The organism is Ruegeria halocynthiae, from assembly GCF_900106805.1.
In the GTDB taxonomy this organism is placed as follows: Bacteria; Pseudomonadota; Alphaproteobacteria; order Rhodobacterales; family Rhodobacteraceae; genus Ruegeria; species Ruegeria halocynthiae.
Window position 1 is genome coordinate 265,601 of the sequence record NZ_FNNP01000001.1, and the last position, 26,136, is coordinate 291,736.

The 26,136-nt window shown below is 56.4% G+C and carries 22 protein-coding genes; 16 read left to right on the forward strand and 6 right to left on the reverse strand.

Going from position 1 to position 26,136, the window contains the following annotated elements:
• Positions 1-65 precede the first annotated feature (65 nt).
• Entirely contained in the window at positions 66-1,784 is a 1,719-nt protein-coding gene (locus tag BLU89_RS01385) for a VWA domain-containing protein (RefSeq protein WP_245709633.1), read from the reverse strand.
• A 425-nt stretch (positions 1,785-2,209) separates the two neighbouring features.
• Between BLU89_RS01385 and BLU89_RS01390 the strand changes: the two genes are divergently transcribed.
• The 8 genes from BLU89_RS01390 (at position 2,210) to rpoD (ending at position 13,303) form a co-directional block, all read left to right on the forward strand.
• The gene (locus BLU89_RS01390; RefSeq protein WP_074733850.1) at positions 2,210-3,640 is read left to right on the forward strand and encodes a Glu/Leu/Phe/Val family dehydrogenase; all 1,431 of its coding nucleotides are present in this window, start codon (positions 2,210-2,212) and stop codon (positions 3,638-3,640) included.
• Between the two features lie 197 nt (positions 3,641-3,837).
• Positions 3,838-5,091, forward strand: a complete 1,254-nt coding sequence (locus tag BLU89_RS01400) for a sarcosine oxidase subunit beta family protein (RefSeq protein WP_074733854.1) — start codon at positions 3,838-3,840, stop codon at positions 5,089-5,091.
• Between the two features lie 55 nt (positions 5,092-5,146).
• Positions 5,147-5,410 carry a sarcosine oxidase subunit delta gene (locus BLU89_RS01405; RefSeq protein ID WP_074733856.1) on the forward strand — a complete coding sequence of 88 codons (264 nt, stop codon included), beginning with the start codon at positions 5,147-5,149 and terminating at the stop codon, positions 5,408-5,410.
• The gene (locus BLU89_RS01410; protein WP_074733858.1) at positions 5,407-8,340 is read left to right on the forward strand and encodes a sarcosine oxidase subunit alpha family protein; all 2,934 of its coding nucleotides are present in this window, start codon (positions 5,407-5,409) and stop codon (positions 8,338-8,340) included. Before BLU89_RS01405 ends, BLU89_RS01410 begins: the two co-directional genes overlap by 4 nt.
• Positions 8,333-8,878: a sarcosine oxidase subunit gamma gene (locus BLU89_RS01415; RefSeq protein ID WP_074733860.1), complete on the forward strand. Its 546-nt coding sequence runs from the start codon at positions 8,333-8,335 to the stop codon at positions 8,876-8,878. Before BLU89_RS01410 ends, BLU89_RS01415 begins: the two co-directional genes overlap by 8 nt.
• A 35-nt stretch (positions 8,879-8,913) precedes the next feature.
• Positions 8,914-9,249, forward strand: a complete 336-nt coding sequence (locus BLU89_RS01420; RefSeq protein ID WP_074733861.1) for a hypothetical protein — start codon at positions 8,914-8,916, stop codon at positions 9,247-9,249.
• Position 9,250: 1 nt separating this feature from the next.
• Positions 9,251-11,200 carry a DNA primase gene (gene dnaG, locus BLU89_RS01425; RefSeq protein ID WP_074733864.1) on the forward strand — a complete coding sequence of 650 codons (1,950 nt, stop codon included), beginning with the start codon at positions 9,251-9,253 and terminating at the stop codon, positions 11,198-11,200.
• 114 nt (positions 11,201-11,314) lie between these two features.
• Positions 11,315-13,303: an RNA polymerase sigma factor RpoD gene (gene rpoD, locus BLU89_RS01430; protein ID WP_074733866.1), complete on the forward strand. Its 1,989-nt coding sequence runs from the start codon at positions 11,315-11,317 to the stop codon at positions 13,301-13,303.
• A gap of 176 nt (positions 13,304-13,479) precedes the next feature.
• Here rpoD and BLU89_RS01435 read toward each other — a convergent pair whose 3' ends face one another.
• Positions 13,480-14,499: an AraC family transcriptional regulator gene (locus tag BLU89_RS01435; RefSeq protein WP_074733868.1), complete on the reverse strand. Its 1,020-nt coding sequence runs from the start codon at positions 14,497-14,499 to the stop codon at positions 13,480-13,482.
• A gap of 324 nt (positions 14,500-14,823) precedes the next feature.
• Here BLU89_RS01435 and BLU89_RS01440 point away from each other — a divergent pair, with 324 nt between their 5' ends.
• The 6 genes from BLU89_RS01440 (at position 14,824) to ribD (ending at position 18,380) form a co-directional block, all read left to right on the forward strand.
• Positions 14,824-15,258, forward strand: a complete 435-nt coding sequence (locus BLU89_RS01440) for a thiol-disulfide oxidoreductase DCC family protein (protein ID WP_074733870.1) — start codon at positions 14,824-14,826, stop codon at positions 15,256-15,258.
• Positions 15,248-15,802 (forward strand): DUF4166 domain-containing protein, encoded by a 555-nt coding sequence (locus BLU89_RS01445; protein ID WP_074733872.1) that lies wholly within the window; start codon positions 15,248-15,250, stop codon positions 15,800-15,802. The genes BLU89_RS01440 and BLU89_RS01445 overlap by 11 nt, the downstream gene beginning before the upstream one ends.
• A 78-nt stretch (positions 15,803-15,880) precedes the next feature.
• Complete coding sequence (locus tag BLU89_RS01450) at positions 15,881-16,276, forward strand: hypothetical protein (RefSeq protein WP_074733874.1); 396 nt, start codon at positions 15,881-15,883, stop codon at positions 16,274-16,276.
• A 6-nt stretch (positions 16,277-16,282) separates the two neighbouring features.
• Positions 16,283-16,693 carry a secondary thiamine-phosphate synthase enzyme YjbQ gene (locus BLU89_RS01455; protein WP_074733876.1) on the forward strand — a complete coding sequence of 137 codons (411 nt, stop codon included), beginning with the start codon at positions 16,283-16,285 and terminating at the stop codon, positions 16,691-16,693.
• Positions 16,694-16,812: 119 nt separating this feature from the next.
• On the forward strand, positions 16,813-17,283 hold the full coding sequence (gene nrdR / locus BLU89_RS01460) for a transcriptional regulator NrdR (protein WP_039534475.1): 471 nt from the start codon (positions 16,813-16,815) through the stop codon (positions 17,281-17,283).
• Positions 17,280-18,380: a bifunctional diaminohydroxyphosphoribosylaminopyrimidine deaminase/5-amino-6-(5-phosphoribosylamino)uracil reductase RibD gene (gene ribD, locus BLU89_RS01465; protein ID WP_074733878.1), complete on the forward strand. Its 1,101-nt coding sequence runs from the start codon at positions 17,280-17,282 to the stop codon at positions 18,378-18,380. Before nrdR ends, ribD begins: the two co-directional genes overlap by 4 nt.
• A gap of 3 nt (positions 18,381-18,383) precedes the next feature.
• Here ribD and BLU89_RS01470 read toward each other — a convergent pair whose 3' ends face one another.
• From BLU89_RS01470 to BLU89_RS01480, 3 genes are all read right to left on the reverse strand, one after another.
• Positions 18,384-20,384 (reverse strand): capsular polysaccharide biosynthesis protein, encoded by a 2,001-nt coding sequence (locus BLU89_RS01470; RefSeq protein ID WP_074733880.1) that lies wholly within the window; start codon positions 20,382-20,384, stop codon positions 18,384-18,386.
• 3 nt (positions 20,385-20,387) lie between these two features.
• Positions 20,388-21,479, reverse strand: a complete 1,092-nt coding sequence (locus tag BLU89_RS01475) for a polysaccharide biosynthesis/export family protein (protein WP_176797645.1) — start codon at positions 21,477-21,479, stop codon at positions 20,388-20,390.
• Positions 21,480-21,601: 122 nt separating this feature from the next.
• Entirely contained in the window at positions 21,602-22,900 is a 1,299-nt protein-coding gene (locus BLU89_RS01480) for a capsule biosynthesis protein (RefSeq protein WP_074733884.1), read from the reverse strand.
• Positions 22,901-23,041: 141 nt separating this feature from the next.
• Here BLU89_RS01480 and BLU89_RS01485 point away from each other — a divergent pair, with 141 nt between their 5' ends.
• The gene (locus tag BLU89_RS01485; protein ID WP_074733886.1) at positions 23,042-23,629 is read left to right on the forward strand and encodes a riboflavin synthase; all 588 of its coding nucleotides are present in this window, start codon (positions 23,042-23,044) and stop codon (positions 23,627-23,629) included.
• Between the two features lie 3 nt (positions 23,630-23,632).
• Here BLU89_RS01485 and BLU89_RS01490 read toward each other — a convergent pair whose 3' ends face one another.
• Entirely contained in the window at positions 23,633-24,496 is an 864-nt protein-coding gene (locus BLU89_RS01490; RefSeq protein WP_074736280.1) for a phosphatase PAP2 family protein, read from the reverse strand.
• A 516-nt stretch (positions 24,497-25,012) separates the two neighbouring features.
• On the opposite strand from BLU89_RS01490, the gene ribB reads away from it, so the two are divergent.
• Complete coding sequence (gene ribB / locus BLU89_RS01495; RefSeq protein WP_074733888.1) at positions 25,013-26,134, forward strand: 3,4-dihydroxy-2-butanone-4-phosphate synthase; 1,122 nt, start codon at positions 25,013-25,015, stop codon at positions 26,132-26,134.
• Positions 26,135-26,136: the final 2 nt, after the last annotated feature.

The following is a 26,136-nucleotide window of genomic DNA, read 5'->3' on the forward strand; positions in this document are numbered from 1 at the left end:
GATACTCGAGGATGCGCCATCCTCATTGCGCCAAAATCGCTTCGTTCGCTTTCGCAACGACATTCTCATTGGGTCAGCCTCAGGTTCTGAATCGAGGTGCTGATTGAATCAAATACACGCTCAATCTGACTGCCGGACGCTTCATAATAACGCGCAGGTTTGATCGCGCAGTCTTTCAGCATCTGTTTGACACCGTACGGGGCCTCGAAAGCGACGGAGAAGATTATGACTTTTTCTTTCTCGGCCTCTACGCAGAGATCTACAACGCGGGGGTTTTTGGTTCCGGGGCCGATTTCGGTTGTCGAGTTTGCAGCAAACTCGTCGGCGCGGGTCCAGCCATAAGTGTGACGGATCATGTCCCGGATCGCATACTTTTCTGTATGTGCCCAGACATCGGGCCATTGCAACTCATCGTCAGCAAGGGCTGCTCCGCTTTCAGTGAATTCGCGATCATCCGATCTGTCGATATCGTAGCAAGTCCCGTAATAATAATCTCTGCAACGATATCGAATATGGGTTCCATTCCCGTGTGCGTGATCTTGAAACTTGTCTCGTGTCCAATACCCATTGTCCCAAACGGTGGTATTAACATTAGGCCAAGCCCAGCGCGCATTGTCCTCGTCATAGATGGAATAGGTTTCGGCAGTTTCGTTCCAAAAAATGCCGGAGTCGCCGTCGTTGTATGGCGAGTTAACTTTGTGCTGATAGGTGTTTTCACCATCAGTCATCAAAACAAGAACCTTAAGGGTATCTGAAGTGTTGTTTGACGCGGGGCGTATCGCAAAAGAGTTTGGAATTTCGGAACTGTCGGCAATTTGGGCAATCAGTGGCTGAATACTGTCATCAAGCAGTGTCAGCCCCCATTTCAAACCGACGTCGATTGACGTCCAGCCGCTTGCGACCAAGTTGTCAATCTGATCTTTCAGTATGGTGGGGCTATTTTGAATAATAGTCATTTCCCGCTGGTCGGTCGGGGATTCAAGACGGCACGTACTGCTGGATACCAGCGTATCGTTAAACCTCTTGTCACTTGAACCGGAATCCCTGAAGTGGAGAGTCTGCGGGATGTAGTCTCCTTTTTTGATGATGTTTCCACCATCATCTACGATATCATAGTAGTTGAAGTTGGTCGTTCTGAAATCCGAGGCTTGGAAATCAATGCAATTGGCAACTTCGTTTCCACCGATCGTATTCATCGCGTTCATTAAATAATCAGGGACCGAGACTTGTTCGGAATACGGAACGATCGAAATCGACAACCTGCCGTCCTCTGACTTCAGGATCATTTCATCAATAAAATCGTTTGCCGCTTTTTTCAGATTGGTCAGCTTTGTCCCACGCATCGAGCCCGATACGTCCAGAACCAACGAAATTTCGACGTTACCAATGGATTCTTCGGCGACGCTGGTGGCGGTTGTGTCGATGTGATCAACACCACTCCACTTCATGAAGTGGGTCTCGATGCTCAAATCTGCGCTGGCTGAGACTTTGCGCTTACCTTCAAGGTCAGCGATTTGCTCAACAGTCCCGTCCTCATTGGTTTTGCATGTTTCAGGTTCAACCACGATATTGCTGATAATATCTGTGCTGAAGCCTTCTTTGCTGATGTAATCGTTTACGACGACACGCGGGCAGAGCTCTTGGTCGAGATCAGCTGCCGCGAGAACGGCACGGTCAAGTGCGTATTGCAGCCTTACTCTTTCCCGATCGTGACGCATGACATCAACGGCAAATCCGGCAACCGTGAAGACCATCATGACCAGGAAAAGCGCGAGGATCGTCATCGAGCCATCAGTTGCATCGACGAACCGACGCAAGTGCCGAGAGCATCTGTTTTCGCGACATATACGGTTGAGTTGGATCATCAAACCAAACTTGTGCATAATGGGTTCCTCTGTCGATCAGACATACTGATGCCAGCGCTTTGCAACTTTAATAATTTATACACGGATCGTGGCGAGATTTGGGCGTAGTGGGTATTATGCTGCTCGTTTTCAACGATTTTCGGCTTTATTCGTGCCGTTCCGGGGGCTTTTGTTTCGCACTTCGGGACAATCGAGCGCGGCTTCGTTAATCTCCGACTCACCTATGGCATCGTACTGCGATATTCACGAGCAGATGAAAATAAGTGCAGTTATTGATTGCGGTTAGTCATCAGCGATGCGACAAAACGTCATGACGTATGTCACCTACCGGTACGGAGGACTTTATGACCGCCATTAAAGAACCAAGCTTTCGTGAGAGTGTTGATCTGATGTTCAACAGGGCTGCGTCACTGATGGACCTGCCGCCCGGACTGGAAGAAAAGATACGAGTGTGTAACGCCACCTACACGGTTAGGTTCGGGGTTCGTTTGCGGGGTCAGATTCACACGTTCACCGGATACCGCTCAGTTCATTCGGAACATATGGAGCCCGTCAAAGGTGGTATTCGTTATGCCCTTGCCGTGAACCAGGATGAGGTCGAAGCGCTCGCGGCGCTTATGACCTACAAGTGTGCTTTGGTCGAGGCTCCGTTCGGCGGTTCGAAGGGTGGGTTGTGCATTGATCCGCGTAAATACGAAGAACACGAGATGGAACAGATCACCCGCCGTTTCGCCTATGAATTGGCCAAGCGCGATCTGATCAACCCGTCCCAGAACGTCCCGGCACCCGACATGGGAACGGGTGAGCGAGAAATGGCGTGGATGGCCGACCAGTACGCACGGATGAACACGACGGATATCAATGCAAAGGCCTGTGTGACAGGCAAACCGTTGAACGCCGGTGGTATCGCGGGCAGGGTCGAAGCGACCGGGCGTGGCATTCAGTATGCGTTGCGCGAATTCTTCCGGAATCCTGAGGATGTCAAAAAGGCAGGCATGTCTGGCAAGCTGGACGGCAAGCGTGTTGTCGTGCAGGGCTTGGGCAATGTGGGCTATCACGCCGCCAAATTTCTTAGCGAAGAAGACGGGTCACGTGTCATCGGAATCATCGAATGGGATGGTGCATTGTACAATCCCGATGGCATTGATGTCGAAGCGGTGCGCCAATGGATTGTCAAGCATGGCGGCGTGAAAGACTATCCCGATGCCACGCATTCAGCCGAAGGCGGTGCAGTGCTTGAATCAGAGTGCGACATCCTGATCCCGGCGGCGCTGGAGGGGGTGATTAACCTGTCCAATGCTGAACGGATCAAAGCACCGCTGATTATCGAGGCCGCCAACGGCCCTGTCACGGCGGGCGCGGACGAAGTGCTACGCAATAAAGGCACCGTGATTATCCCCGACATGTATGCAAATGCGGGTGGTGTTACTGTGTCCTATTTCGAGTGGGTCAAGAACCTCAGCCACATCCGCTTTGGTCGGATGCAACGCCGTCAGGAAGAAGCACGGCATGAGTTGATCGTCAGCGAGCTTCAGCGGCTAGATAGGTATCTGGGCGATGCTTGGTCAATGTCACCGGATTTCAAAGCCAAGTATCTAAAGGGTGCAGATGAGCTGGAGCTTGTTCGCTCGGGCCTCGATGACACGATGCGCATTGCCTATCAGGCCATGAGCGAGGTTTGGCATGATCGCGCCGATGTCGACGACCTGCGCACGGCCGCCTATATCGTGGCGATCGACCGCGTCTCAAAAAGCTATCGCGCCAAAGGGCTCTAAAACCGCACGAGGATCAAGGTTGTGAAAGCGGGCGGCCCCTGGGTCGGCCGCTTTTGGTTTTGACCAAAGTCGTTCATGTGAATGAGTTGGTCGCCAGTTGACAAGTTTTTGTCGAAAACAGCAGCGGAACCGGAATCTGGCGTTGTTACTGCTGGGCGAAGTTGGTTTGATGCCGACATACCTGTAGGGAGGTCTGAATGCGTTTCTCCGGCTTGCGTGTCCTGAAAGAGGGTCTGACCGGTAACAAAGGTTGGGCGCCGCACTGGCGCGAGCCCGAGCCGAAATCCGAATATGACATCGTGATTATCGGCGGCGGCGGCCATGGTCTGAGCACGGCATATTATCTGGCCAAGGAACATGGTCTGACCAACATTGCGGTTCTGGAAAAGGGCTATATCGGTGGGGGCAACATCGGGCGCAATACCACAATCGTTCGCGCGAACTACTTTCTGCAGGGAAATTCAGAGTTTTATTCGCATTCGCTGAAGCTGTGGGAAGGACTTGAGGAGGATCTGAACTATAACGTCATGCATTCTCAGCGTGGGATAATTAATCTGTTCCACTCGGACGGGCAACGGGATGCGGCGGCGCGGCGCGGCAATATGATGATCAGCCAAGGGGACGATGCCATTCTGCTCAATCGTGATGAGCTGAGACGAATGCTGCCTTATCTGAACTTCGATGACCTTCGGTTCCCGCTCTATGGCGGTCTCTATCACCCGCGCGGAGGGACGGCGCGACACGATGCGGTGGCCTGGGGGTACGCCCGTGGGGCAGATCAACGCGGTGTTGATTTGATCCAGAATTGTGAAGTGGCAGGCATCGATATCGAAAACGGTGTGGTGCGCGGAGTGCAGACCTCACGCGGGCCGATCCGGGCCAAGAAAGTGGCTATGGTTGCCGCCGGTCGGTCGGGTCAGGTGGCTGCGATGGCAGGTATGCGACTGCCGATCGAAAGCCATGTACTGCAGGCTTTTGTGACCGAAGGGCTGAAACCCTGCCTCGATCATGTTGTGACTTTTGGTATGGGGCATTTCTATATCAGTCAGTCGGACAAGGGCGGTTTGGTCTTTGGCGGTGATCTGGATTTCTATGCATCGTATGCGGCGCGGGGGAACTTGCCCACCGTCGAAAGCGTGATGGAGGCCGGGATGACCCTGATGCCAATGATCGGGAAAGCGCGTGTACTAAGGTCCTGGGGTGGGATCATGGACATGACACCCGATGGGTCGCCGATCATCGACCGGACGGATATCGAAGGGCTCTATATGAATTGCGGCTGGAATTATGGCGGGTTCAAAGCGGTTCCGGGGTCGGGAAATGTGTTCGCACATCTGATTGCGACTGACCGCTATCATGAGAATGCGACTGGTTTCCGGTTGGACCGTTTCCGCACCGGGAACGGTATCATTGATGAAGAGGGCAAAGGCTCTCAGCACAATCTGCATTGAGGGTGGCGATGTCGGATTCGGGTGTTGTTGAAAAGATAAAGCAGGGGGTGCGGGTATGAGGATTACCTGTCCGTATTGCGGCGAACGGGATCGGCGCGAGTTTTACTATCGCGGAGCGGCTGTTGATCTGGATCGTCCGGCCCCGGATGCTGGTGGGGAGGCCTGGGACGACTTTGTTTATCAACGGGAAAACCCGGCAGGACCGATACGTGAGCTCTGGTTTCACGAAGGCGGATGCGGCGCGTGGATCGTGGTCACACGAAACACGGTGACACACGAGATGATCGACGTGCAACTGGCGTCGGAGGTGAAAGCATGAGGGTCGATGGAAAAGGTTTGATTGACCGGACGCGATCCATTCCGTTTGTGTTCGATGGCGTTAGCTACAATGGCTATGCGGGCGATACGTTGGCTTCGGCGCTTTTGGCTAACGGCGTACGGCTGATGGGGCGATCGTTCAAGTATCACCGGCCACGTGGCGTGCTGACCGCGGGCAGCGAAGAACCGAATGCGTTAGTGACTGTTGGGATGGGGGCCGGGCAGGAACCAAATGTCCGCGCAACGATGCAAGAGATTTATCCGGGGCTGGATGCGCGCAGTCAGAACCGCTGGCCGAGTCTGAATTTCGATGTGATGGGGATCAACGATCTGGCGGCGCCGTTTCTGGGCGCGGGTTTCTATTACAAGACATTCATGTGGCCAAAAAGCTTTTGGGAAAAGTTATATGAACCCGTCATCCGGCGTGCGGCGGGTTTGGGGGCATTGTCGGGAGAGGACAATCCCGACAAGTACGAAAGCGCGTATGCTTTTTGTGATCTTCTGGTAATCGGCGCTGGGCCCGCCGGATTGATGGCTGCTCTGGTTGCGGGTCGGGCCGGTGCGGATGTCATTTTAGTGGACGAAAACAGTCGCGTCGGAGGGCGTCTGCTGGCCGAGACCTATGAGATCGACGGAAAGCCGGGGCCTGTCTGGGTAGATGAGGTGCTGGCCGAGTTGGCTGTGATGGATAACGTCCGCATCATGACGCGAACAACTGTCGCGGGCGCCTATGATCAGGGTACTTTTGCTGCGTTGGAGCGGGTGCTGCATCACACTGACAGACGTCCAAACGGAGCCCCGATCGAGACCTATTTGCGGATTGTTGCGAAACGCTCGATATTGGCGGCAGGCGCGTTAGAGCGCCCGATCGCGTTCCGTGATAATGACCGTCCCGGGATCATGACCGCAGGCGCTGTTCGGGCCTACCTGAACCGTTGGGGGGTTAGTCCCGGCAATAATGTGACGATCTTCGGCAATACTGATGACATTCATCGCACCGCGCGCGATCTGCTAGATGCAGGTGTTCATATAGCCGCCGTGATCGACAGCCGCCATGATGCGCCCTTGTCTGACGATTATGAAGTTCTGCGAGGCGCTCAGGTCTGCGGCAGTTCCGGTCGCAAGGGGCTGGAATCAATCACAGTGCGTCGCCCCAGTGGCGAAGATCGTATCCACACCGACTGTTTGGCCATGACCGGTGGGTGGAATCCCTCGGTTCACCTGACCTGCCATATGAATGGCCGCCCCGTATGGAAGCGTGATATCGAGGCCTTTGTGCCAATCTCGGGGGCTGTGCCCGGAATGGTGACGGCGGGGGCGTGCAGCGGATCGTTCTCGACCGCGGCCTGCCTGCGCCAGGGGGTTGAGGCGGCAGAGGCCGCGCTTGGAGATCTCAGTCTGAAAGCGCCAAAGACCGCCATGCCGCAGGCCGAAGATACACCTTATGAGATATCTCAGCTTTGGGCTGTTCCTGGCAAGGGGCGTGCCTGGCTGGATTTCCAGAACGACGTCACGGTGAAAGACATTAAACAGGCCGCGACCGAAAACTTCCGTTCGGTCGAGCATATGAAGCGCTATACCACGCAAGGTATGGCGACGGATCAGGGCAAGAACTCGAACGTGACGGCGCTGGCTATTTTGGCTGATGCAACCGGGCGCGGGATATCCGAGACCGGGACTACGACGTTCCGCCCGCCATATTCTCCGATTGCCATTGCGGCCTTGGGCGCGGGGGCCGAAGGCAAAGGGTTCAAGCCGCAGCGCTTTGCCACATCGCACAAGGCAACCGTGGCGCGACAGGCTCCGCTGATTGAGGCGGGGTTGTGGTACCGCCCCAGCTATTTCCCTGAGAAAGCTGAGACCACATGGCGGCAGTCCTGCGACCGCGAGGTCAACATGGTGCGTCAGGCGGTTGGCGTATGTGACGTCTCAACTTTGGGAAAGATCGACATTCAAGGCCCGGATGCCGGGGCGATTCTGGATTTCGTATATGCGAACATGTTCTCGACGTTGAAAGTGGGCCGCACCCGGTATGGGCTCATGTTGCGCGAGGATGGGTTCGTCATGGATGACGGCACCACCGCGCGGTTGGGTGAAACGCATTACCTGATGACTACGACCACCGCGGCGGCGGGGGACGTGATGAAACATCTGGAGTTCGCCCACCAGGGGCTGCGCCCCGATCTTGATGTATCGTTCACGTCGGTGACCGAGCAATGGGCACAATTCGCAGTGGCTGGGCCAAAGTCACGCGAGCTGCTGAATGACCTGCTGGATTCAGCCATCGATGACGAAAGCTGGCCGTTCATGGCCTGTGGTCCGATCTCGGTGCTGGGTGTGCAGGGGCGGCTGTTCCGCATCTCGTTCTCGGGCGAGCACGCCTATGAAATCGCGGTGCCCGCGCGCTATGGCGCGAGTCTGTTCGACATTTTGACCGAGCGCGCCCAAGCGCTTGGCGGTGGGCTTTACGGGATGGAAGCGTTGAACGTTCTGCGGATCGAGAAGGGATTCATCACGCATTCCGAGATCCATGGTCGGACAACCGCCTATGATATTGGTATGGGCCGGATGGTGTCGCAGAAAAAGGATTGTATCGGCAAAACTATGTCAGAACGTCCTGGTCTGGAAGGGTCAGGGCGGGAACGGCTGGTCGGACTGAAGCCGATTGGCGAAAGCAGAGAGCTTTTGGCTGGAGCGCATCTCTACAATGAAGAAGCCGAACCAGTGCGGATCAATGATCAGGGTTATCTGACCTCGGTTTGTTACTCGCCGACTCTGGAAACCATGTTGGGGTTGGGTTTTCTTGCCGATGGGCCGGACAGGTACGGAGCAATCGTCAAGATGGTCGATCATCTGCGCGGCGTGACGACGCTGTGCGAAGTGGTTAACCCGGTCTTCTTTGATCCAGAAGGAGGGCGCGTCCGTGGGTAAACTGATCGCTAATACGCCTTGCGACGGGTTGCTGCCTCTGACTGTCGGCTCTGTGACGCTCAGCGAAGAGGATGTCGGGGCGATCCATTCGATCTCACCCTTAAATGGTAAGCAAAAGGCTTTGTCCGAGGCGTTGAAGGCAGCGCATGGGATGGCTTATCCGTCGGCCAATAGGGCGACCGGGAAAGCAGGTGACCGGGCGATCTGGTTCGGCCCGTCACATGTGATGCTGATGGGGCCTGCACCTGATGTAACGCTGTTTGGGAATGCTGCGATCGTCGATCAGTCAGACGCGTGGACAGTCGTCCGGGTCAATGGGGCTGAGGTCGAAGATGTACTTGCCCGCGTAGTTCCGGTTGATTTGCGTTTGTCTCAGTTCAAGCGCGGCCATACCGCCCGGACCTTACTGTTTCACATGACAGCTTCGATCACGCGGGTGGGTGAGAACGCGTTTCAGATCATGGTCTTTCGATCCATGGCCGAGACACTGGTTCACGATTTGAAAAGGGCGATGGAAGGCGTGGCCGCGCGCGGGTAGACTTCTCGGAACTCAACTGATTCCGGAGCCGCATAATGTTTCGCCCATTGCTCGCCCTTGTCCTTCTGTCCACCCCAGCGCTAGCGCAAGAAACCAAAGAGGAAAGCTGTGGGTATCAAGCCGACGTTGTTCGGGCGATTCAGCAAGCACGACTGGACCGGACTAAAGAAGCGGATGTTGCCGGGACAATCGCGTCGACCAACCCGTCTTGGCCATCGAACTATAACAAAGCGATTCCTCCGCTGACTTCGTGGATTTACGAGCAAAAGAAGCGAGATTTGCGTAAGAAAGATTTTGGCGAAATTACGTATCAGCAATGCGTGGACAACTGGGACCAGGTTCAGGCCCTGAGAAAAGACCTCAATAACTGATATGTCACTGCCCCCTGGATTTCTGGATGAACTGCGTGCGCGCCTCAGCCTGTCTCAGGTTGTCGGGCGTAAGGTCATGTGGGACCAGCGTAAATCCAATCAGGGCAAGGGTGACATGTGGGCCCCGTGTCCGTTTCATCATGAAAAGACCGCCTCGTTCCACGTCGATGATCAAAAGGGATTCTATTACTGCTTTGGTTGCCATGCCAAAGGCGATGCGATCAGCTTTGTAAAAGAGAGCGAGAATGTCTCGTTCATCGAAGCGGTTGAAATTCTGGCGCGTGAAGCTGGGATGCCGATGCCCGAGCGCGATCCAAAAGCGCAAGAGAAACAAGACCGGCGTTCTCAATTGGCTGAGGTGATGGAACAGGCGGTGCAGTTCTTCCGCTTGCAGCTCAAGACAGGGGCAGGGGCCGCGGCGCGCGATTACCTGACCCGTCGTGGTTTGAACGCGCAGGCGCTTGATCGCTGGGAGATCGGGTTCGCTCCCGATGGTTGGCAGGCACTTTGGGATCACTTGACCGGAAAGAATGTGGCCGAAGATCTGATTCTAGGGGCTGGGCTGGCCAAGCCTTCGAACAAGGGCAAGAAGCCTTATGATACGTTCCGCAATCGGATCATGTACCCCATCCGCGACCCGCGTGGACGCTGCGTTGCGTTTGGCGGTCGGGCCATGGACCCCAACGACAACGCGAAATACCTGAACTCGCCCGAGACTGATTTGTTCGACAAGGGCCGCAGCCTCTATAACCACGGCCCTGCGCGGCAGGCTGTGGGAAAGGGGCAGCCTCTGATCGTGGCTGAGGGCTATATGGACGTGATCGCACTGGCCGAGGCGGGTTTCGGCGCGTCGGTCGCGCCCTTGGGAACAGCGATCACCGAACATCAGTTGCAATTGCTCTGGCGTGTTTCTGATGAGCCGATCATAGCGCTGGATGGTGATACTGCAGGCCTGCGCGCGGCGATGCGGGCGATCGACTTGGCCTTGCCGCTGCTGGAGGCAGGCAAATCCTTGCGCTTTGCGCTGATGCCCGAGGGCAAGGACCCTGACGATCTGCTGCGTGCAGAAGGGCCGGGCGCGGTGCAATCTGTGCTGGATGCTGCGATCCCTATGGTCAAACTGCTGTGGCAACGCGAGACCGAAGGCAAGGTGTTCGACAGCCCCGAACGCAAAGCAGCATTGGACAAATCCCTGCGTGAGAAGATCAAGCTGATCCGCGATCCGTCGATCCGGTCACATTACGGACAGGAAATTAAGGACCTGCGCTGGCAATTGTTTCGCCCGCAGAGACAATCGCCAAACCGTCCGTGGCAACCGCGCGGGAAATGGCAGCCGCAACCACAACCGGCCTCTCCCGGTGCACGTGCTTCTTTTCTGGCGTCGTCTGAGAACGCCGATATTCAACTGCGCGAAGCGGCCATACTGGCAATCGCAGTTCTAAATCCGCAAGTTGTGGTCCAATTTGAACACCAGTTGGAAGAAATGGATTGCCACGATCCTGATCACGCGGCTTTGCGCGGGGCGATCCTGCGTCACGCGATTGATGATCCGGACAATCTGCATGACCATATCGTTCAAACTTTGGGCCCAGAACCCCTTGAAAAGCTGCTGACGCTTCGCCATGTCGCTGTAATCCCCTGTGTGCACAAACCAGGCGACGTTGAAAAGGCCGAGATGACGCTGGCCGAGGAACTCGCAAAGATCAAAGCGCTCCGGGGGTTGGATGCCGAGATTGCAGAAGCAGCGGAGGAACTGTCTGATCTGGCCGATGAGGCGTTGACGTACCGGCTGGCGCAAGCCGCCGAAGAGCGTAACCGAACAAGCCGTAGCCAGAATGAAGACAGGGCTGTTTTCGACATCGCCGACAATGGTGCGCGAATCAACCGCGACGAGAAAGACGCGTTTAAGACCATCATGTCGGGTATCAAATTTGAGAGAAAACGCCGCTAATGTGGTGTTTTCGTAAGGCACTGGAAAAGAAAAACAGGTAAACGGGTGGCCGAATCACTTTCACGCGCTAATGATTCGGTTCAAACGAATCACCCATCCCTGCAGGAGCATTGAATGGCCGCCAAGGATACGAACGAAGACCGCAAATCCGACGAGCAGGAACAGGAAATCTCGCTGGACATGAGCCAGACCCAGGTCAAGAAGATGATCGCCGAGGCTCGCGAGAAAGGTTACATCACCTACGACCAGCTTAATCAGGTTCTTCCGCCAGATCAGGTCAGCTCGGAACAGATCGAAGATGTTATGTCGATGCTATCCGAGATGGGCATCAACATCATCGAAGATGAAGAGGCCGAAGAGGAAGAGAACAAAGGCTCGACCGATCTGGTGACTACTGAAGGCCCGCGTGAGATTGCGTTGGCCGGCTCGCAGAACGAAAAGCTGGATCGAACCGACGACCCCGTGCGCATGTACCTGCGCGAGATGGGATCGGTCGAACTGCTGAGTCGTGAGGGCGAGATTGCTATCGCTAAGCGGATCGAGGCTGGTCGCAATACGATGATCCTGGGGCTGTGCGAAAGCCCGTTGACCTTCCAAGCGATTACGATCTGGCATGACGAATTGCTGTCCGAAGACATCCTGCTACGCGATGTCATTGATCTGGAAACGACGTTCGGTAACCAGCTGGACGAAGATGGTGACGTTGAAGAACCCGTCGTCGACACCTCCACTGTTCAAGCGGCCAAACCTGAAAAAGACACAGGCCCAGAGCTGGATGCTGACGGCAACCCGATCGCTCAAGACGATGATGACGACGAAGATGAGCAGGCCAATATGTCCCTCGCCGCCATGGAAGCGGCGCTTAAGGATCAGGTTCTGACCACGCTGGAACGCATCTCAACCGATTTTGCGATGTTGTCGGAGATGCAGGATAGCCGGATTTCGGCAACGCTAAACGAAGACGGCACTTTCAGCGCCAAGGACGAAGAGACCTATCAGAAGCTGCGCGCTGAAATCGTTGAGCTTGTTAATGGACTTCACCTGCACAACAACCGGATCGAAGCGCTGATCGACCAGCTTTACGGCATCAACCGCCGCATCATGTCGCTGGACGGTTCGATGGTAAAGCTGGCTGATCAGGCACGCATCAACCGGCGCGAGTTCATTGATGCCTATCGAGGGCGCGAGCTTGATCCGAACTGGCTGTCTGAGATGGCAGGAAAGCCGGGTCGGGGTTGGCAGATGTTCATCGAACGCTCAACCGACAAAGTTGAGGAACTGCGCAACGATATGGCTCAGGTCGGACAGTATGTTGGTCTGGATATCTCGGAATTCCGCCGCATCGTTCAGCAGGTACAGAAGGGTGAGAAAGAAGCCCGGCAGGCCAAGAAGGAAATGGTCGAAGCCAACCTGCGCCTGGTGATTTCGATCGCCAAGAAATACACGAACCGTGGTTTGCAATTCCTTGATCTTATTCAGGAAGGTAACATCGGCTTGATGAAGGCGGTCGATAAGTTCGAATACCGCCGTGGCTATAAGTTCTCGACCTATGCAACCTGGTGGATTCGTCAGGCGATCACGCGCTCGATTGCGGATCAGGCGCGCACGATCCGTATTCCGGTCCACATGATCGAAACGATCAACAAGCTGGTCCGGACCGGTCGTCAGATGCTGCACGAAATCGGCCGCGAACCGACGCCGGAAGAGCTGGCCGAAAAGCTGCAGATGCCGCTTGAGAAGGTTCGCAAGGTGATGAAAATCGCCAAAGAGCCGATCTCACTCGAAACGCCGATCGGCGATGAAGAAGACAGCCAATTGGGCGATTTCATCGAGGATAAGAATGCCGTGCTGCCGCTGGACAGCGCCATTCAGGAAAACCTCAAGGAAACCACGACACGGGTTCTGGCCTCGCTCACCCCGCGTGAGGAACGAGTTCTGCGGATGCGCTTTGGCATCGGCATGAACACCGACCACACGCTGGAAGAAGTAGGCCAGCAGTTCAGCGTGACCCGCGAACGTATCCGCCAGATCGAAGCGAAAGCGCTGCGGAAGCTGAAGCATCCCAGTCGGTCGCGGAAATTGCGGTCGTTCCTGGACCAATAAGATCAAAGGCGCCTCGATCCGAGGCGCCTTTTTCTTTGGTCACTTCACGATGGCCAAACTTCAATTCAAATTGGCGAGAAATCACAAGGGCGGTTTTGCGGCCCTCACTATATCGTCGCTGTCCACTCATGGACAGGCCGGGGCGAGGTGGCGACGCCGATGACCCCCGGCCACTTTTATCCTTGCGAAAGTGGATGAGAAACGCGTTTGCGGAAGGCGCTGGGCGCTTGTCCCGTCCAACGTTTGAAGGCAGTGGAAAACGCGGCCTGATCGGAATAACCCAGCGAGTAGGAAATCTCGGTCAGGTTCATCCCGTTCTTGATGAAGGTTTGTGCCAGATCGCAGCGCAGATCCTCGACAACCTCACGATATGAGGTGCCCTCATCAGTCAGACGGCGTGCCAGCGTCCGAGTGCTGAGGCCAAGCTGCGCTGCGGCCTCATCCGCCTGCACTATACCTCCGGGCATGGAACGGGTGATCAGCCCCTCGATCTGTGAGCGGGTTTTCTGTTTCGGCGAACGCCTTTCGGCCAGCAATCTTTCGCAATATTCCAGCAGGTGCGCGCGCAGGCTGAGATCGTAGGTTGGGATCTGTATCTCGAGCGAGGGCAGTGACAGGATGATTTCCAACCGCTCGGTCCCAAAACTCACCGGAAAGCCTCCAATCTTCTGGAATGTGTCAGCGTGTTGTCCGACATCATGCTGAAACCGGATTTCGATTGGGTTCAACTTTTGCTGCGTCAGAGCTCGCATCCGGGCAATTGCAGCGAACAACATGAACTCGGTTCGTCGGTGATATCGGGAAAAACCCGGATCTTTCCAATCTGCCTCAAGCGAGGCAGAGTTACCCGATACCCGCAGGCTAAAGGCTAGTGCAGGGTCAATGATGCCGTGGAATCGCGTTGTGTTTTCCATGACCTGCCGCAGATCACGCGAATATTTGCTGATATAGGCCGTGATACTGGATGAAGAACTGAATTCCAGACCCGCCCGTGCGCCGAAAGTGATGTCGTCAAGCTCATCACAGGCATGGCGCACAAAAAGTGCCTCCTGATGGGCACTGTAATGTGTGGCTGGCGGTTCTATGTCGGCCTGTGACAGATCGCAGTCGCTCAGCACCTTTGCCACCACGCTTGCGTCGGCGCGCTGCGCGAGGCTTTGTGTCAGAAGCTGAATGCGCGAAATATCAACGTCCATAACCTTGTCCAGAACTCGTTCCTATACTCCGGTCAACCTAACGGTAAACCATGGCATTGCGCCAGTCTTGGGTCCGCTGCTTGGGAAATTGGCCGGGGATCGAAAGGATTTGGCAGAAATCGCCAAGACCTCAGCTGAGGCTACACATAGATTGCCAGCGTTGTCGGGTCAGCGCCTTTCGGGGATAAGGTCAGAGCCCGGGCGAGCGGTCCACCAAGCCGCTTTAACGGGTTCCCCGACACGTCTTGCCAAGCTGGTCTGTCATGCCGCATTGCTGAGGGCAATCAGCCGTGACAGTATCTTCCGAACAATTGGTGCAATCCTTTGAATCCCGTGACCGACAACCTTGCCCCCGATACAGATCTGATTGTCTTCGATGGTGAGTGCGTGCTGTGCTCGGGATTTTTTCGATTCATGCTGCGCCATGATCAGGACGAGAGGTTTTGCTTTGCGACGGCCCAGTCGACGTTGGGACAGCGTCTATACTCGGACCTGAATCTACCCACCAGCGAGTTTGAAACCAATCTGGTCATCGTCGACGGTAAGGTACATCAAAAGCTCGACGCGTTTGCTGCTGCGATGCGGGCGTTACCCGGGGCATGGCGCGTTTTGTCGTTGTGCCGCCACTTGCCAGCGTTTCTGAAAGATCCGCTGTATCGAACCATTGCACGCAATCGATACGCGCTGTTCGGGCGTTATGACACGTGCCTGATGCCTGATCCCTCTCTCAGATCACGGTTTGCGCCAGATGGATTCTAAAGCAGACCCGTTTCTGCAAGTGATTGGCGCGGATGGGCGGCTGCCCGACTCGGTCAAGGCGTTGCACCGTGGCGAGGGGCGTTATTCAGGCCGATGCAGCATAACCCGGGGGCGGGGAGTGTTGATCGCTTTCGCGCTGCGCATCGCAGGGTTCCCTCCTGAAGGTGATGATTTGCCGGTAACCTTGGATATCCGAAAGATCGGCGATTGTTGGCGCTGGGATCGGGACTTTGCGGGCCATCAAACGTATTCACGGATCAGTTTCGACCCGCGCCGTGGTTATGTGCGGGAACAGATAGGCGGCCTGACTATCTGGTTGCAACCTGTTGCTACTGATACGGGGCTGGCGATCGAAATCCGCCGGCTCTGCCTTTTGGGAATACCATGCCCCGGCTTCCTGTTGCCCCGGTCTGCATCGACCGAGGGCGAGGACGCGCAGTCCCGGTTCCGGTTTGACATTTCAGCTCGTGTGCCTGGGCTGGGGCTGTTGATCCGCTACAAAGGGTGGTTGATACCCGATCACGCACGCCGGGGTCCGGACTGACATGATCGTTAGGTCCACTGTAATGACGATTGCGGCGTACTAGTCTATATTTCAGGCAGAAACAGGAAGATGGTTACAATGAAACATTTTATCTCACCCGCCTTTGCCGTGCTGATCATGGCCACTTTTCCGGCGGCCGTTGCGGCAGCGCCCAACGGGTATCGAACCGAACCAATGAGCGGTACCGAGTTCGAGGTCATTCCAAGGTCGCGTCAGGATATAGACGGATACTGGTGCGCTGCAGCGGATTTTGCTCGCCGAACCTTGGGCGCTGGTTGGCAGCAGCAGATCTATGTCTTGCGTGGCTATGGACCGAGCGTGACAACAGGGCGGAAAACGGCTGTGCAATTCACTCTGACACCACCTGCCAATGCTGATCAGCAGAGCAGTTTCTCGGTCGGGTTTCAACCGGGTAGCAGTATGTCGGTTCAGGGCGCGAACGGTCGTTGTGGTCGCAGTATAGTTTTGAACTGAGGCCAGATGCAGACCGAAATCACGATCCGCACTCAGGGTGCGGGGCTCTATGAGTTCACTGACCAAGTGCGTACATGGCTGCAACCTGTCTCGGAAGGATTGCTGACCCTCTTTGTGCGGCATACCTCGTGTTCTTTACTGATTCAGGAAAATGCCGATCCCGAGGTCCAGACCGATCTGCGCGCCTACTTTGATCGGCTTGTACCGCCTTCGGATCATCCCTCGATGTCCTATTTGCGCCATACCTATGAGGGGCCGGATGACATGCCGGCCCATATCAAGGCTGCGATGATGCCCGTGTCACTGACGATACCGGTGACACAGGGGGAACCTGCGCTGGGTACATGGCAGGGAATCTACCTGTTTGAACATCGCAGCGCAGCGCATTCAAGAAAGGTTGCTGCGCACTTTGCGTGACGCTTTATGTTGGGGCAGAAATTTCTGACTACCCAAACTCTAGCGGCTGCCCTATAGTTGTGGATAAGTAAGCCGCAGCGCTTACAAATAGTGGCCAGCTAGGGACGAGGAGACGGTGGATGCGCTGCCCGTTTTGCGGAAATATCGATACTCAGGTCAAAGATTCACGCCCGGCAGAGGATCATGTCGCGATCCGCAGGCGCCGGTTTTGCCCGGCCTGCGGCGGACGATTCACCACCTATGAACGCGTGCAACTTCGCGATCTGGTTGTGATCAAGACCAACGGTAAACGTGAAGATTTCGACCGAGATAAGCTGGAACGTTCGATCCGCATTTCGATGCAGAAACGACCCATTGATCCGGATCGGATCGATCAGATGATTTCCGGCATCGTACGTCGTCTGGAAAGCATGGGAGAGACCGATATCCCATCTAACAAAATCGGTGAAATTGTCATGGAGGCACTGGCCCGGATTGATACGGTCGCATATGTTCGCTTTGCGAGTGTGTACAAGAATTTCCAGGCGGCCGATGATTTCGAGGAATTTGTCCACGAATTGCGACCGCCGCAGCCTTCGACGGACGAGTGAGCGAAACAGATAAGCGATTTATGGCGCTGGCCCTGTCATTGGGGCGGCGCGGCCGGGGCACGTGTTGGCCGAACCCATCCGTCGGGTGTGTTATCGTGCGCGAAGGGCGCATCATTGGCCGTGGCTGGACCCAATCTGGTGGCCGTCCGCACGCCGAGCCTGTCGCGCTTGCTCAGGCAGGAGAGGCGGCGCGGGGCGCTACCGCCTATGTCTCTCTTGAACCGTGCTCTCATCATGGCAAGACCCCGCCCTGCGCCGAGGCGCTGATCGCAGCCGGCGTTGCCCGTGTCGTGTCGGCGATTGAGGACAGCGATCCGCGTGTTTCCGGGCAGGGTTTTGCGATGTTGCGCGAGGCGGGGATTGACGTCACGACTGGCGTATTGGCCGCGCAGGCCGCACGCGATCATGCGGGTTTTTTTCTGAAAACCGAACAGGGTCGCCCCTTCGTGACCCTGAAACTGGCCAGCAGCTTTGATGGGCGCATCGCCACCGAAACCGGGCACAGCCAATGGATCACAGGACCCAAGGCGCGCCGGGCGGTACATGCTATGCGCGCATCCCATGACGCGGTTATGGTCGGGGCAGGGACGGCGCGGGCAGATGACCCTTCGTTGACGGTGCGCGATCTGGGCGTACAGCATCAGCCGGTCCGCGTGGTGGTCTCGCGCCATCTGGATCTTCCGTTGATGGGACAGCTTGCGCGCACGGCATCCAAGATCCCGGTATGGCTCTGTCATGGTCCGCACCCGGACCCCGAACGTGCCCGCGCGTGGGAAGGGCTGGGCGCCCGTCTGATCCCTTGCGCGCTGGAAGGGCATCACATAGACGCGGTCGATCTGCTGCAACAGCTGGGGCAGGCGGGGTTGACGCGCTTGTTCTGTGAAGGCGGAGCAGCTTTGGCCGCCTCGTTGCTGGCGGACGATCTGGTGGACGAATTGGTGGGTTTTACTGCCGGGCTGACGATCGGGGCAGAGGGGCTTTCAGCCATCGGAGCGCTAGGCCTCGACACACTGGACGCAGCCCCCCGTTTTGATCTGATCGAGACGCGGGTGATTGATGGCGATATCCTGCATCGCTGGGGACGGATCACGCACTAGGGCTCAGCGCCACCAGCGCGTATGTGTTGCCAGTGCGCCTTGAAGTTTTGACAGAATACGGATCACCGGCCCGGTAGGGGCAGATGTGCCCTGCGCCAGGCGTTCGATTGCGATTTCCACTGGACAGGCCCGTCCGGTCACTGGATCGAAGTAACGCGGATAATCGATCAGGGTCGCATGTACCAAGCCCATCAGCGACGGCCGTGCGCCGCGCCGCGCTGGCACTGCACCCAGATCAGTGGTCAGCCCCCATCCGGCATAAAACGGCGCGCCCAATGTGGTGACCTGAACGCCGCGCAACAAGGCCTCAAACCCAAGCAGAGAGGTCATGGTCCAGACCTCATCCACCTGCATCAGCAGAGTGGCGGGATCGGTGCCATCGACAACGATATTCGCCAAATCGCCTGCATCGATACTGCCGTCGCGCAGTTCGGCCTCGACATCCGGGTGCGGTTTGTAAATCAAAACAGCATCAGGGTTGGCCTCGCGCGCCGCACGAAGCAGGTCGAGGTTGGTACGGACGCCACTGGCCCCCAATCGAATCGAGGCGTCATCCTCGACCTGACCCGGCACCAGAATACGATGACCGGTCGGCAGGTCTGGCGCTGAGCGACCGATATTGTACTTGCTCAGACCATCGGCTTGCAGCCGAGCAACCAGCCGCTCGGCGCGGAGCCTCTGATCAGGTCGCAGTGTCTGGCGTGTGGTGATCCATTCTTCCAGTCGGCTAGGGTGCGTTGGATCGTAATAGATGCCGATATCATCGGTCACCAGCGAAAGTGGTGGCACCAGTTCCGCACCCAGTCCGCGTGAGCGCAGAAAACCATCTTCGACCCGGGTCGCGTTCAGCGTTTCACCGGCGCGGCTGGACCAAACCATATGGGGTGTCTCTGTACGATCTGGCTGCTCGGTCACAAAACGCATCTTTCCGTGTTGCCCGAACATGCGCTGCAGGTGTCGCCGTTTCCACACCCTCATCCCCGATGCAGTCCAGCCTTTGTGGTCCTGCCTCCAGGCGCGGGTTTGCGCCTCAAGCGTATCCAGCAGGGTTTCCAGTTCGCAGAGTTGGTCGTGGTAGGGGTCATACCAGCGTGGGTACAAGATCATCGCCGCCGCAAAGAGCTGTGCACGCGTCAGGTTTCGGTGTCGACGGGGCAGTGGAGAGTCGTCCTGTGTCAGCCCCCAGCCGGCGTAGAACGGGTGACCGAACACTCGGGGCTTGTGCCCGGCCAGTATCGCCTCGAACCCCATTTGCGAGGACAGGGTATAGACACCTATGGCACCCTCCAGCAGCGGCCACGGGCTTATGTTGCTGTCCAGAATGGACACACGATCATTCGCGTCCTGATCAGAAAAGTACCCCTTTCGATGGCCAGCAGAGGTTTCAGGATGGCTTTTGATGATGATGCGCGCGCCGGGGTTCTCCTCTTGTGCGATGACCAGCATCTCACGAAACCGGGCATAATCCCCGTTGCTTGCGGTGACAGCGGCGTCCCCCTGCGTCTGGTCGATTACCAGAACGTAGCCTGGGTCGGGGGCCGCGATTTTGGGGTCAAACGCGGAATACTTGCTCAGATGCAGTTCGCGGATGCGCTCTATCGCACCACGCGCGCGGTCCAGAAGGGCGGTATCATCCAGTGGGTGCGTGGCCAGCAGGGTTTCCAATTCCGATGGTTTATTGGGATCGAAATGCAGGCCGGATCGATCCAGTAGCAAACCCAAGGGGGCCTCGCCGCTTCGTCCCGGGTGCAGCGACCTCAGAAAGGCATCTTCGACCCTCAACACCGGCACGTTGCGCTTTTGGGCGACGATCAGACCGCGATGGGATGTGGGGCTGTTGCCCCAGACCCCGACCAGATCGTCGGATTTCGGCAGGCCAAGCCGGATATCATATCCGGCCAGCGACAGAATGCGGCGCACCCGCCGCTGCGTCAGGAAACCGCCATTGTAAACAAAAAGCCGAGGGCGTTCGCCCCCGGCTGTGTTCTCCGGTTCATGGAGCATATATCAGTTACCCGTAAGCGTCGCCACATTCGCAATTGGCGTAAGGCCTCCTGCAATCAGTGAAATCGACTTGGTCCACTGCGCGTACGGGGCTTCGGTGACATAGATCGTGTCGTCGTCGCGGACTACGAAATCGCGGGCGACAAACAGGCCATTGGGCGCAGTCAGGTTCAACAGGTAGATCATGCGCTGATCGCCCTTCAACTCAGGGCGCCCCATGACATTGCGCGCGACGTCCTGCCGTTCCTTGCGCAGAACGAAGATACCGGTCGGGTCTGACGACAGCGACTGAAGGCCGCCGACCTGCGCCAGCGCTTCAAGTGCCGACAGGTCCTGGCTTTCGAAGGCCACACGGGATTGCCCGCCGGTCGAACCAAGCGCGATGTACGAGCGGCTATCCTCCTCGACCAGAATGCGGTCGCCGCCGCGCAGGGCGATATCGGTTTCCGGGTTTCGGAACAGATCGTCGTACCAGATCGTTCCTTTCTGTTTTCCGCGAATCACAGTGACCAGAGCGATATCCGAGGCAACCGACACGCCGCCCGCCTGCGCGAGCATGGTCGACAATGTACCCGTCGGACGTTCGATCGGATAAATACCGGGTGCGCCGATGGTTCCGGTTAGGGATACGGTCGATCCATCCCCCGGCGTACGGGTGACCTGAACCTGCGGGTCTGGCGTCTGCTCTTCCAGCTTCGAGGATATCAGCATGCGCAGTTGTTCGGGCGTGTTCCCGGCGGCACGCAGCCGTCCTGCATAGGGGACGAAAATGTACCCCTCGCTGTCGACCTGCATCTGATCCAGGTTGGTTGCGCCGCCAACTTCAGAGGTCAGCAGACCGTCTTCAACGTTTTCCCAAATGCTCAGGCTCAGAACATCACCGGGTCGCACGGTATCCGACGCCACGCTTTGAGCGCTGCGAAAAGATTGCGAGAACCCGTATTGCGGCACCACAGATGTGGCACGGGCAACGCGGTCGTCGACTTCGACAACAAAGGCGTTGCCGCCATTCTCGACCGACCCGGCCAGAATTTCGGTTTTGTTCGGTCCGGATTTGGGAAGCTGACACGCTGCCAGCAAGCCAAGAGCCGCCACAAGGGAAGCCCCCCGTATCAATCGGGTGGAAAAGCGCTGCACTGCCGATTTACCTCAGTCGTGTTTGTTTCGGGAAGGCTACCCGGTTCGTTTCCAAACTTCCAGCAACAGGTTCGCCGGGATCATTCAACAATGCGCAACTGTGGCACCTCAGCCTCGTTATTGGCGAGGTGCGTTTCATAGGGGTCCTGCGCCAGCAACATCATGTCCACAGCACGCCGCAACAATTGGCGACGCCCCCGGCGGGAATAGAACCCTCCGGGCACCTGACAGGTCTTCAGAAGGAACTGGCGATAGGTGCGATAAGCCTTGCTGTCAGGAGCGTCGGGCCGGGCAAAAAAAGTATCAATGGATTGCCCGGATACGAACTGTGGCTTGTCATAGACTGATCGCCCGAAAATCCGCAAAGGGATGCCACGCCAGAGAACCTGTTGACCTGCCGTGGAATTCACGGTGACGGCAGATCTGGCATCGTCCAGCAGCTTGGCCAGCTTGCCGCCGGGAACATAGTGAATGCGGCTGGTTATGTTGTATTGCCCTGCGATTTGGCGAACCCGCTGCCGCAACGGTTCGCGGTGGTTTTCAAGCGGATGTTCCTTGATGACAAGATGGTGATGTGCGGGGGCGCCTTTGGCGAAACCTGCGATGACCTGCTCGAGAAATTCAGTCATACAGGAAAAGTCCGAATGGGACTGGACCGAGCTGTCATGACCCAATTGCAGCAGGACGAGGTGATAGGGAAAGCTGCTCAGCCTGACCACTGCAGTGGCCCATCGGCGCTGTAGCCTGTGAAACGGCATCAGAGCCAGGCGTTTGAAATACAGGCGAAACTCTTTCGATACAGGCAGTTCACGATGAGGTCGGAAATTCCGGTATCGCCGGTTCAAAAACAGTACGAACCAATGGTAGAGTGCCCCATAGAAGATGTGCTGGCGCATATCTCCCCAATGGGATGGTGGCGGAGGCGAGTACCCTTCGGATTGCGCCAGCGCCGCCTGCATCTGCGCAACATCAAGCTCCATCAGGCGCGAGTTTCCGTTTGATCCGTTGCGTTCGTATGTCACCCACCAGGGACGTAGGTAGCCCTCTTCGAAAACATGAACGGTGAGACCTCGTGCCTTGGCGATCCGGACAGCATGGGCGTGGATGGGCCGGGTGTCACCATATAGGACGATATCAGTTACCCGGTGGCGGCTGATCAAAATGCTAAACGTCTCCGGCCAGTCCTCGGGGGCGTCCTGATATGGGATATAGCTGGTTTTGTCGCTCCAGAACGCCTGATCGCCGGCGTTGAAACCAACCCGCCAGACCTGCGCCCCGGCTGTGTGCAGCATTCTGCCCAGCGCGTTGAAGAACGGGCCGTGCGGCCCCTGCAGAAACAGGAACACACGCTGGTCAGGACAGGTGGTTGAAGGTGCCATGCAGTCTGCTCGTATTGTGGCTTTGTGGTGCGATTGGGTAAAATTATGCCTCTTTGTCATATTCACGGCAAGGCAGGGCTTGTCGGTGGGGCCGCGGGCCTTTACCTCGGCTGTTGAAGTTAGGTTCACAGGGTTGATGAAATGTTTACAGGGATCGTCACCGATATTGGCACCGTTACCGAACTGGACCAGCAGGGTGACCTGCGGGCGCGGATCAAGACCGCTTACGAAACGACAGGAATCGACATTGGTGCGTCGATCGCAAGCGATGGCGTCTGCCTGACTGTCATTGCGCTGGGTGATGACTGGTATGATGTGCAGATCAGCGCCGAGACGGTTTCGAAAACCAATCTGGACACCTGGCAGGTTGGCAAGCGTGTCAACCTGGAACGTGCCTTGAAAGTTGGGGACGAACTTGGAGGGCATATCGTTTCGGGCCATGTGGATGGCGTGGCCAAAGTGGTCTCTGTGATTGACGAAGGCGACAGCACTCGTGTGACTTTGCGGGCACCTGCCGATCTGGCTCGGTTTATTGCATCGAAAGGGTCGGTGGCGCTGAATGGCACCTCTTTGACAGTTAATGATGTTGAGGGATGTGATTTCGGCATCAACTTCATCCCTCACACCAAAGAGGTCACCACGTGGGGTGATGTCGCTGTTGGAGATCTGGTGAATCTCGAGATCGACACTCTGGCACGCTATGTGGCCCGGTTGGCCGAAACGTCCTGAGCGTCAGGTCTCCGGCCCGAAGCGAGCGGTCAGTTTTTTGGCCAACCACCAGAAGAATAGGGTCAACAGGATCGAGGCATATCCGTCAATTGCGTAATGCCAGGCGAGATGCACCGATCCCAACATGATGACGATGGTAAACACCGTCAGCCCCCAGCCCAGCCAGCGCGAGTATGTGAACCCGTAGATCGCCAAAAGCGTACTTGAAGCGACGTGCATACTGGGCATTGCCGAAATACCACGCGCAAACCCCGAGTTCTGATAGCCATCCAGCAGCGCGTTCTGCACTTTCAACGCCCAAACCGGGCTGATCTCATTTGATTGGCGCAGCAGTTCCATCTGCGGAACGAAATCAGTGCCAAGATTGAATGGTTCGAAATAGACAGGACCGACCGAGGCAAAAACGATTGCCAGCACGTTGCCTCCGACAAACCAGCACAGCACGAAAGCAACAAGAAAAACTGTGCTGCGGATCGGGTCTCGACGGTCCAGACAGGCAACGCAAATCGCGATATACAGCATCGGGAACCAGATGTGATAGGTGGCATTCACTGCCGTTGTTACGACCGGCGACCCAAGGATGGGTCTCAGCAATGTCCATGGATCGACCCCGCCGTGCAAAAACCTGTCCCATTTTGCAAACTGTGAATCCCAAAGAATTGGATTCATAGAGTGAATTTCGTTCTTCAGGAAAGTATAAGTCACGATCAAGGCAACGATGCTGACGAAACAGATCACAACATCAGGCGCTTTTTCGGGGTCGGTTAGTTTGGTCCGCAGGTCTTGTAGCATCCAACGGATCGGCTTCTTGGGCTTGGCCACGAAGATAGCAACTCCAAGCCGCCAGAGGATGAAGTTTGCGAACATAAAGCAAAATAATCTTGCGGCTGTGACTAAAAGGATGGGCGTTGAAGAATCCCAAAATGATCGACCCAAATAGAGGCTGACAGCAATCGCAAAGAGGATCTGCAGAAAGACCAGCGACAACAAAAGTCTATTGCGCCAAAAAGCATTCATCACGGTGAATTGTGGGGTAGGCAAATATGCAGACTTGGACACAGTGTTCAACATCTTATTGATTAGTAAATGTTAGAGTTTTAGCTGCCTCTGATATCGGGCTATCCGAGGGCTCGATTGTGGCAATTTGTGGGCAAAGCCGTCGTGAACCCGTATAATGTTCAGGAATTGGCAACAATGATTGAGCCAAAATTCAAGGTTGTTTTACCGGCTTACGTTCTGGTTTCCAAAGTCGGTTTGCGATGTATATTCAGCGTTTCTTGGTAAAGCCGCGTTTTTCAGAACACCGTTGAGCGCATACGGGCTGGTCATCGAGGCGCGTGTGGGCTATTTCGCCCAGCAAACCTGCCATGCGAAAGGCTGCCCATGAGCTTTGAAACCCCAGGACCGGTCGAGGCCCAACTGCGCGAGGCGATTAGCCCGATTGAGGACATCATCGAAGAGGCGCGCAATGGCCGCATGTACATCCTCGTCGACCATGAAGATCGCGAGAATGAAGGCGATCTGGTGATTGCGGCAGAGTTTGCCGATGCGGATGCGATCAATTTCATGGCTACCCATGGTCGCGGGCTGATCTGCCTGCCGATGACGGCGGAACGGATCGATCATCTGGGTCTGCCGATGATGGCCGTGAACAACTCATCGCGCCATGAGACTGCATTCACCGTCTCCATCGAGGCGCGCGAGGGCGTGTCAACGGGGATCTCGGCGGCCGATAGGGCGCTGACCGTAGCGACCGCGATCAACGAACAAAACACGATGGTGCATATTGCGACGCCCGGCCATGTGTTTCCTTTGCGTGCCAAACGGGGCGGGGTGCTTGTGCGTGCGGGCCATACCGAGGCCGCCGTCGATATCTCGCGTCTGGCAGGGCTGAAACCTGCGGGCGTGATCTGTGAGATCATGAATCCAGATGGTACAATGGCGCGCCTGCCCGATCTGGTAGAGTTCGCCAAAGAGCATGACATGAAGATCGGGACGATCAGCGATCTGATCAGCTACCGCTCGCGCAACGACAATCTGGTCGTCGAAACCTCTAGTGAGATCGTGAATTCGGAATACGGCGGCGAGTGGGAGATGCGGATTTTCACGGATCAAACCCATGGCATCGAGCACGTCGTCATGATCAAGGGTGATATCACCACGCCCGAACCAGTGCTGACACGGACCCATGCCCTGCATGAAGCGCCTGACATTCTGGGGCTTGGCCCAAAATCCTCGCGTGAGTTACCTCGCGCGATGGAGAAGATTGCAGAAGAGGGGCGCGGGGTCGTTTGCCTATTCCGCCAGCCGCGCAATTCTCTCTATGCTGCCGAGGATGAAGGCCCGCGAACCATCAAACAAACCGGTCTGGGTGCACAGATCCTGTCGAAGATGGGTGTTCAGGAACTGGTGCTGCTGACCGACTCACCCGAAACTGTATATCTGGGGCTTGATGCCTTTGGGCTGTCCATCGTCGGCACCCGCTCGATCCTGAAGGAAGACTGATC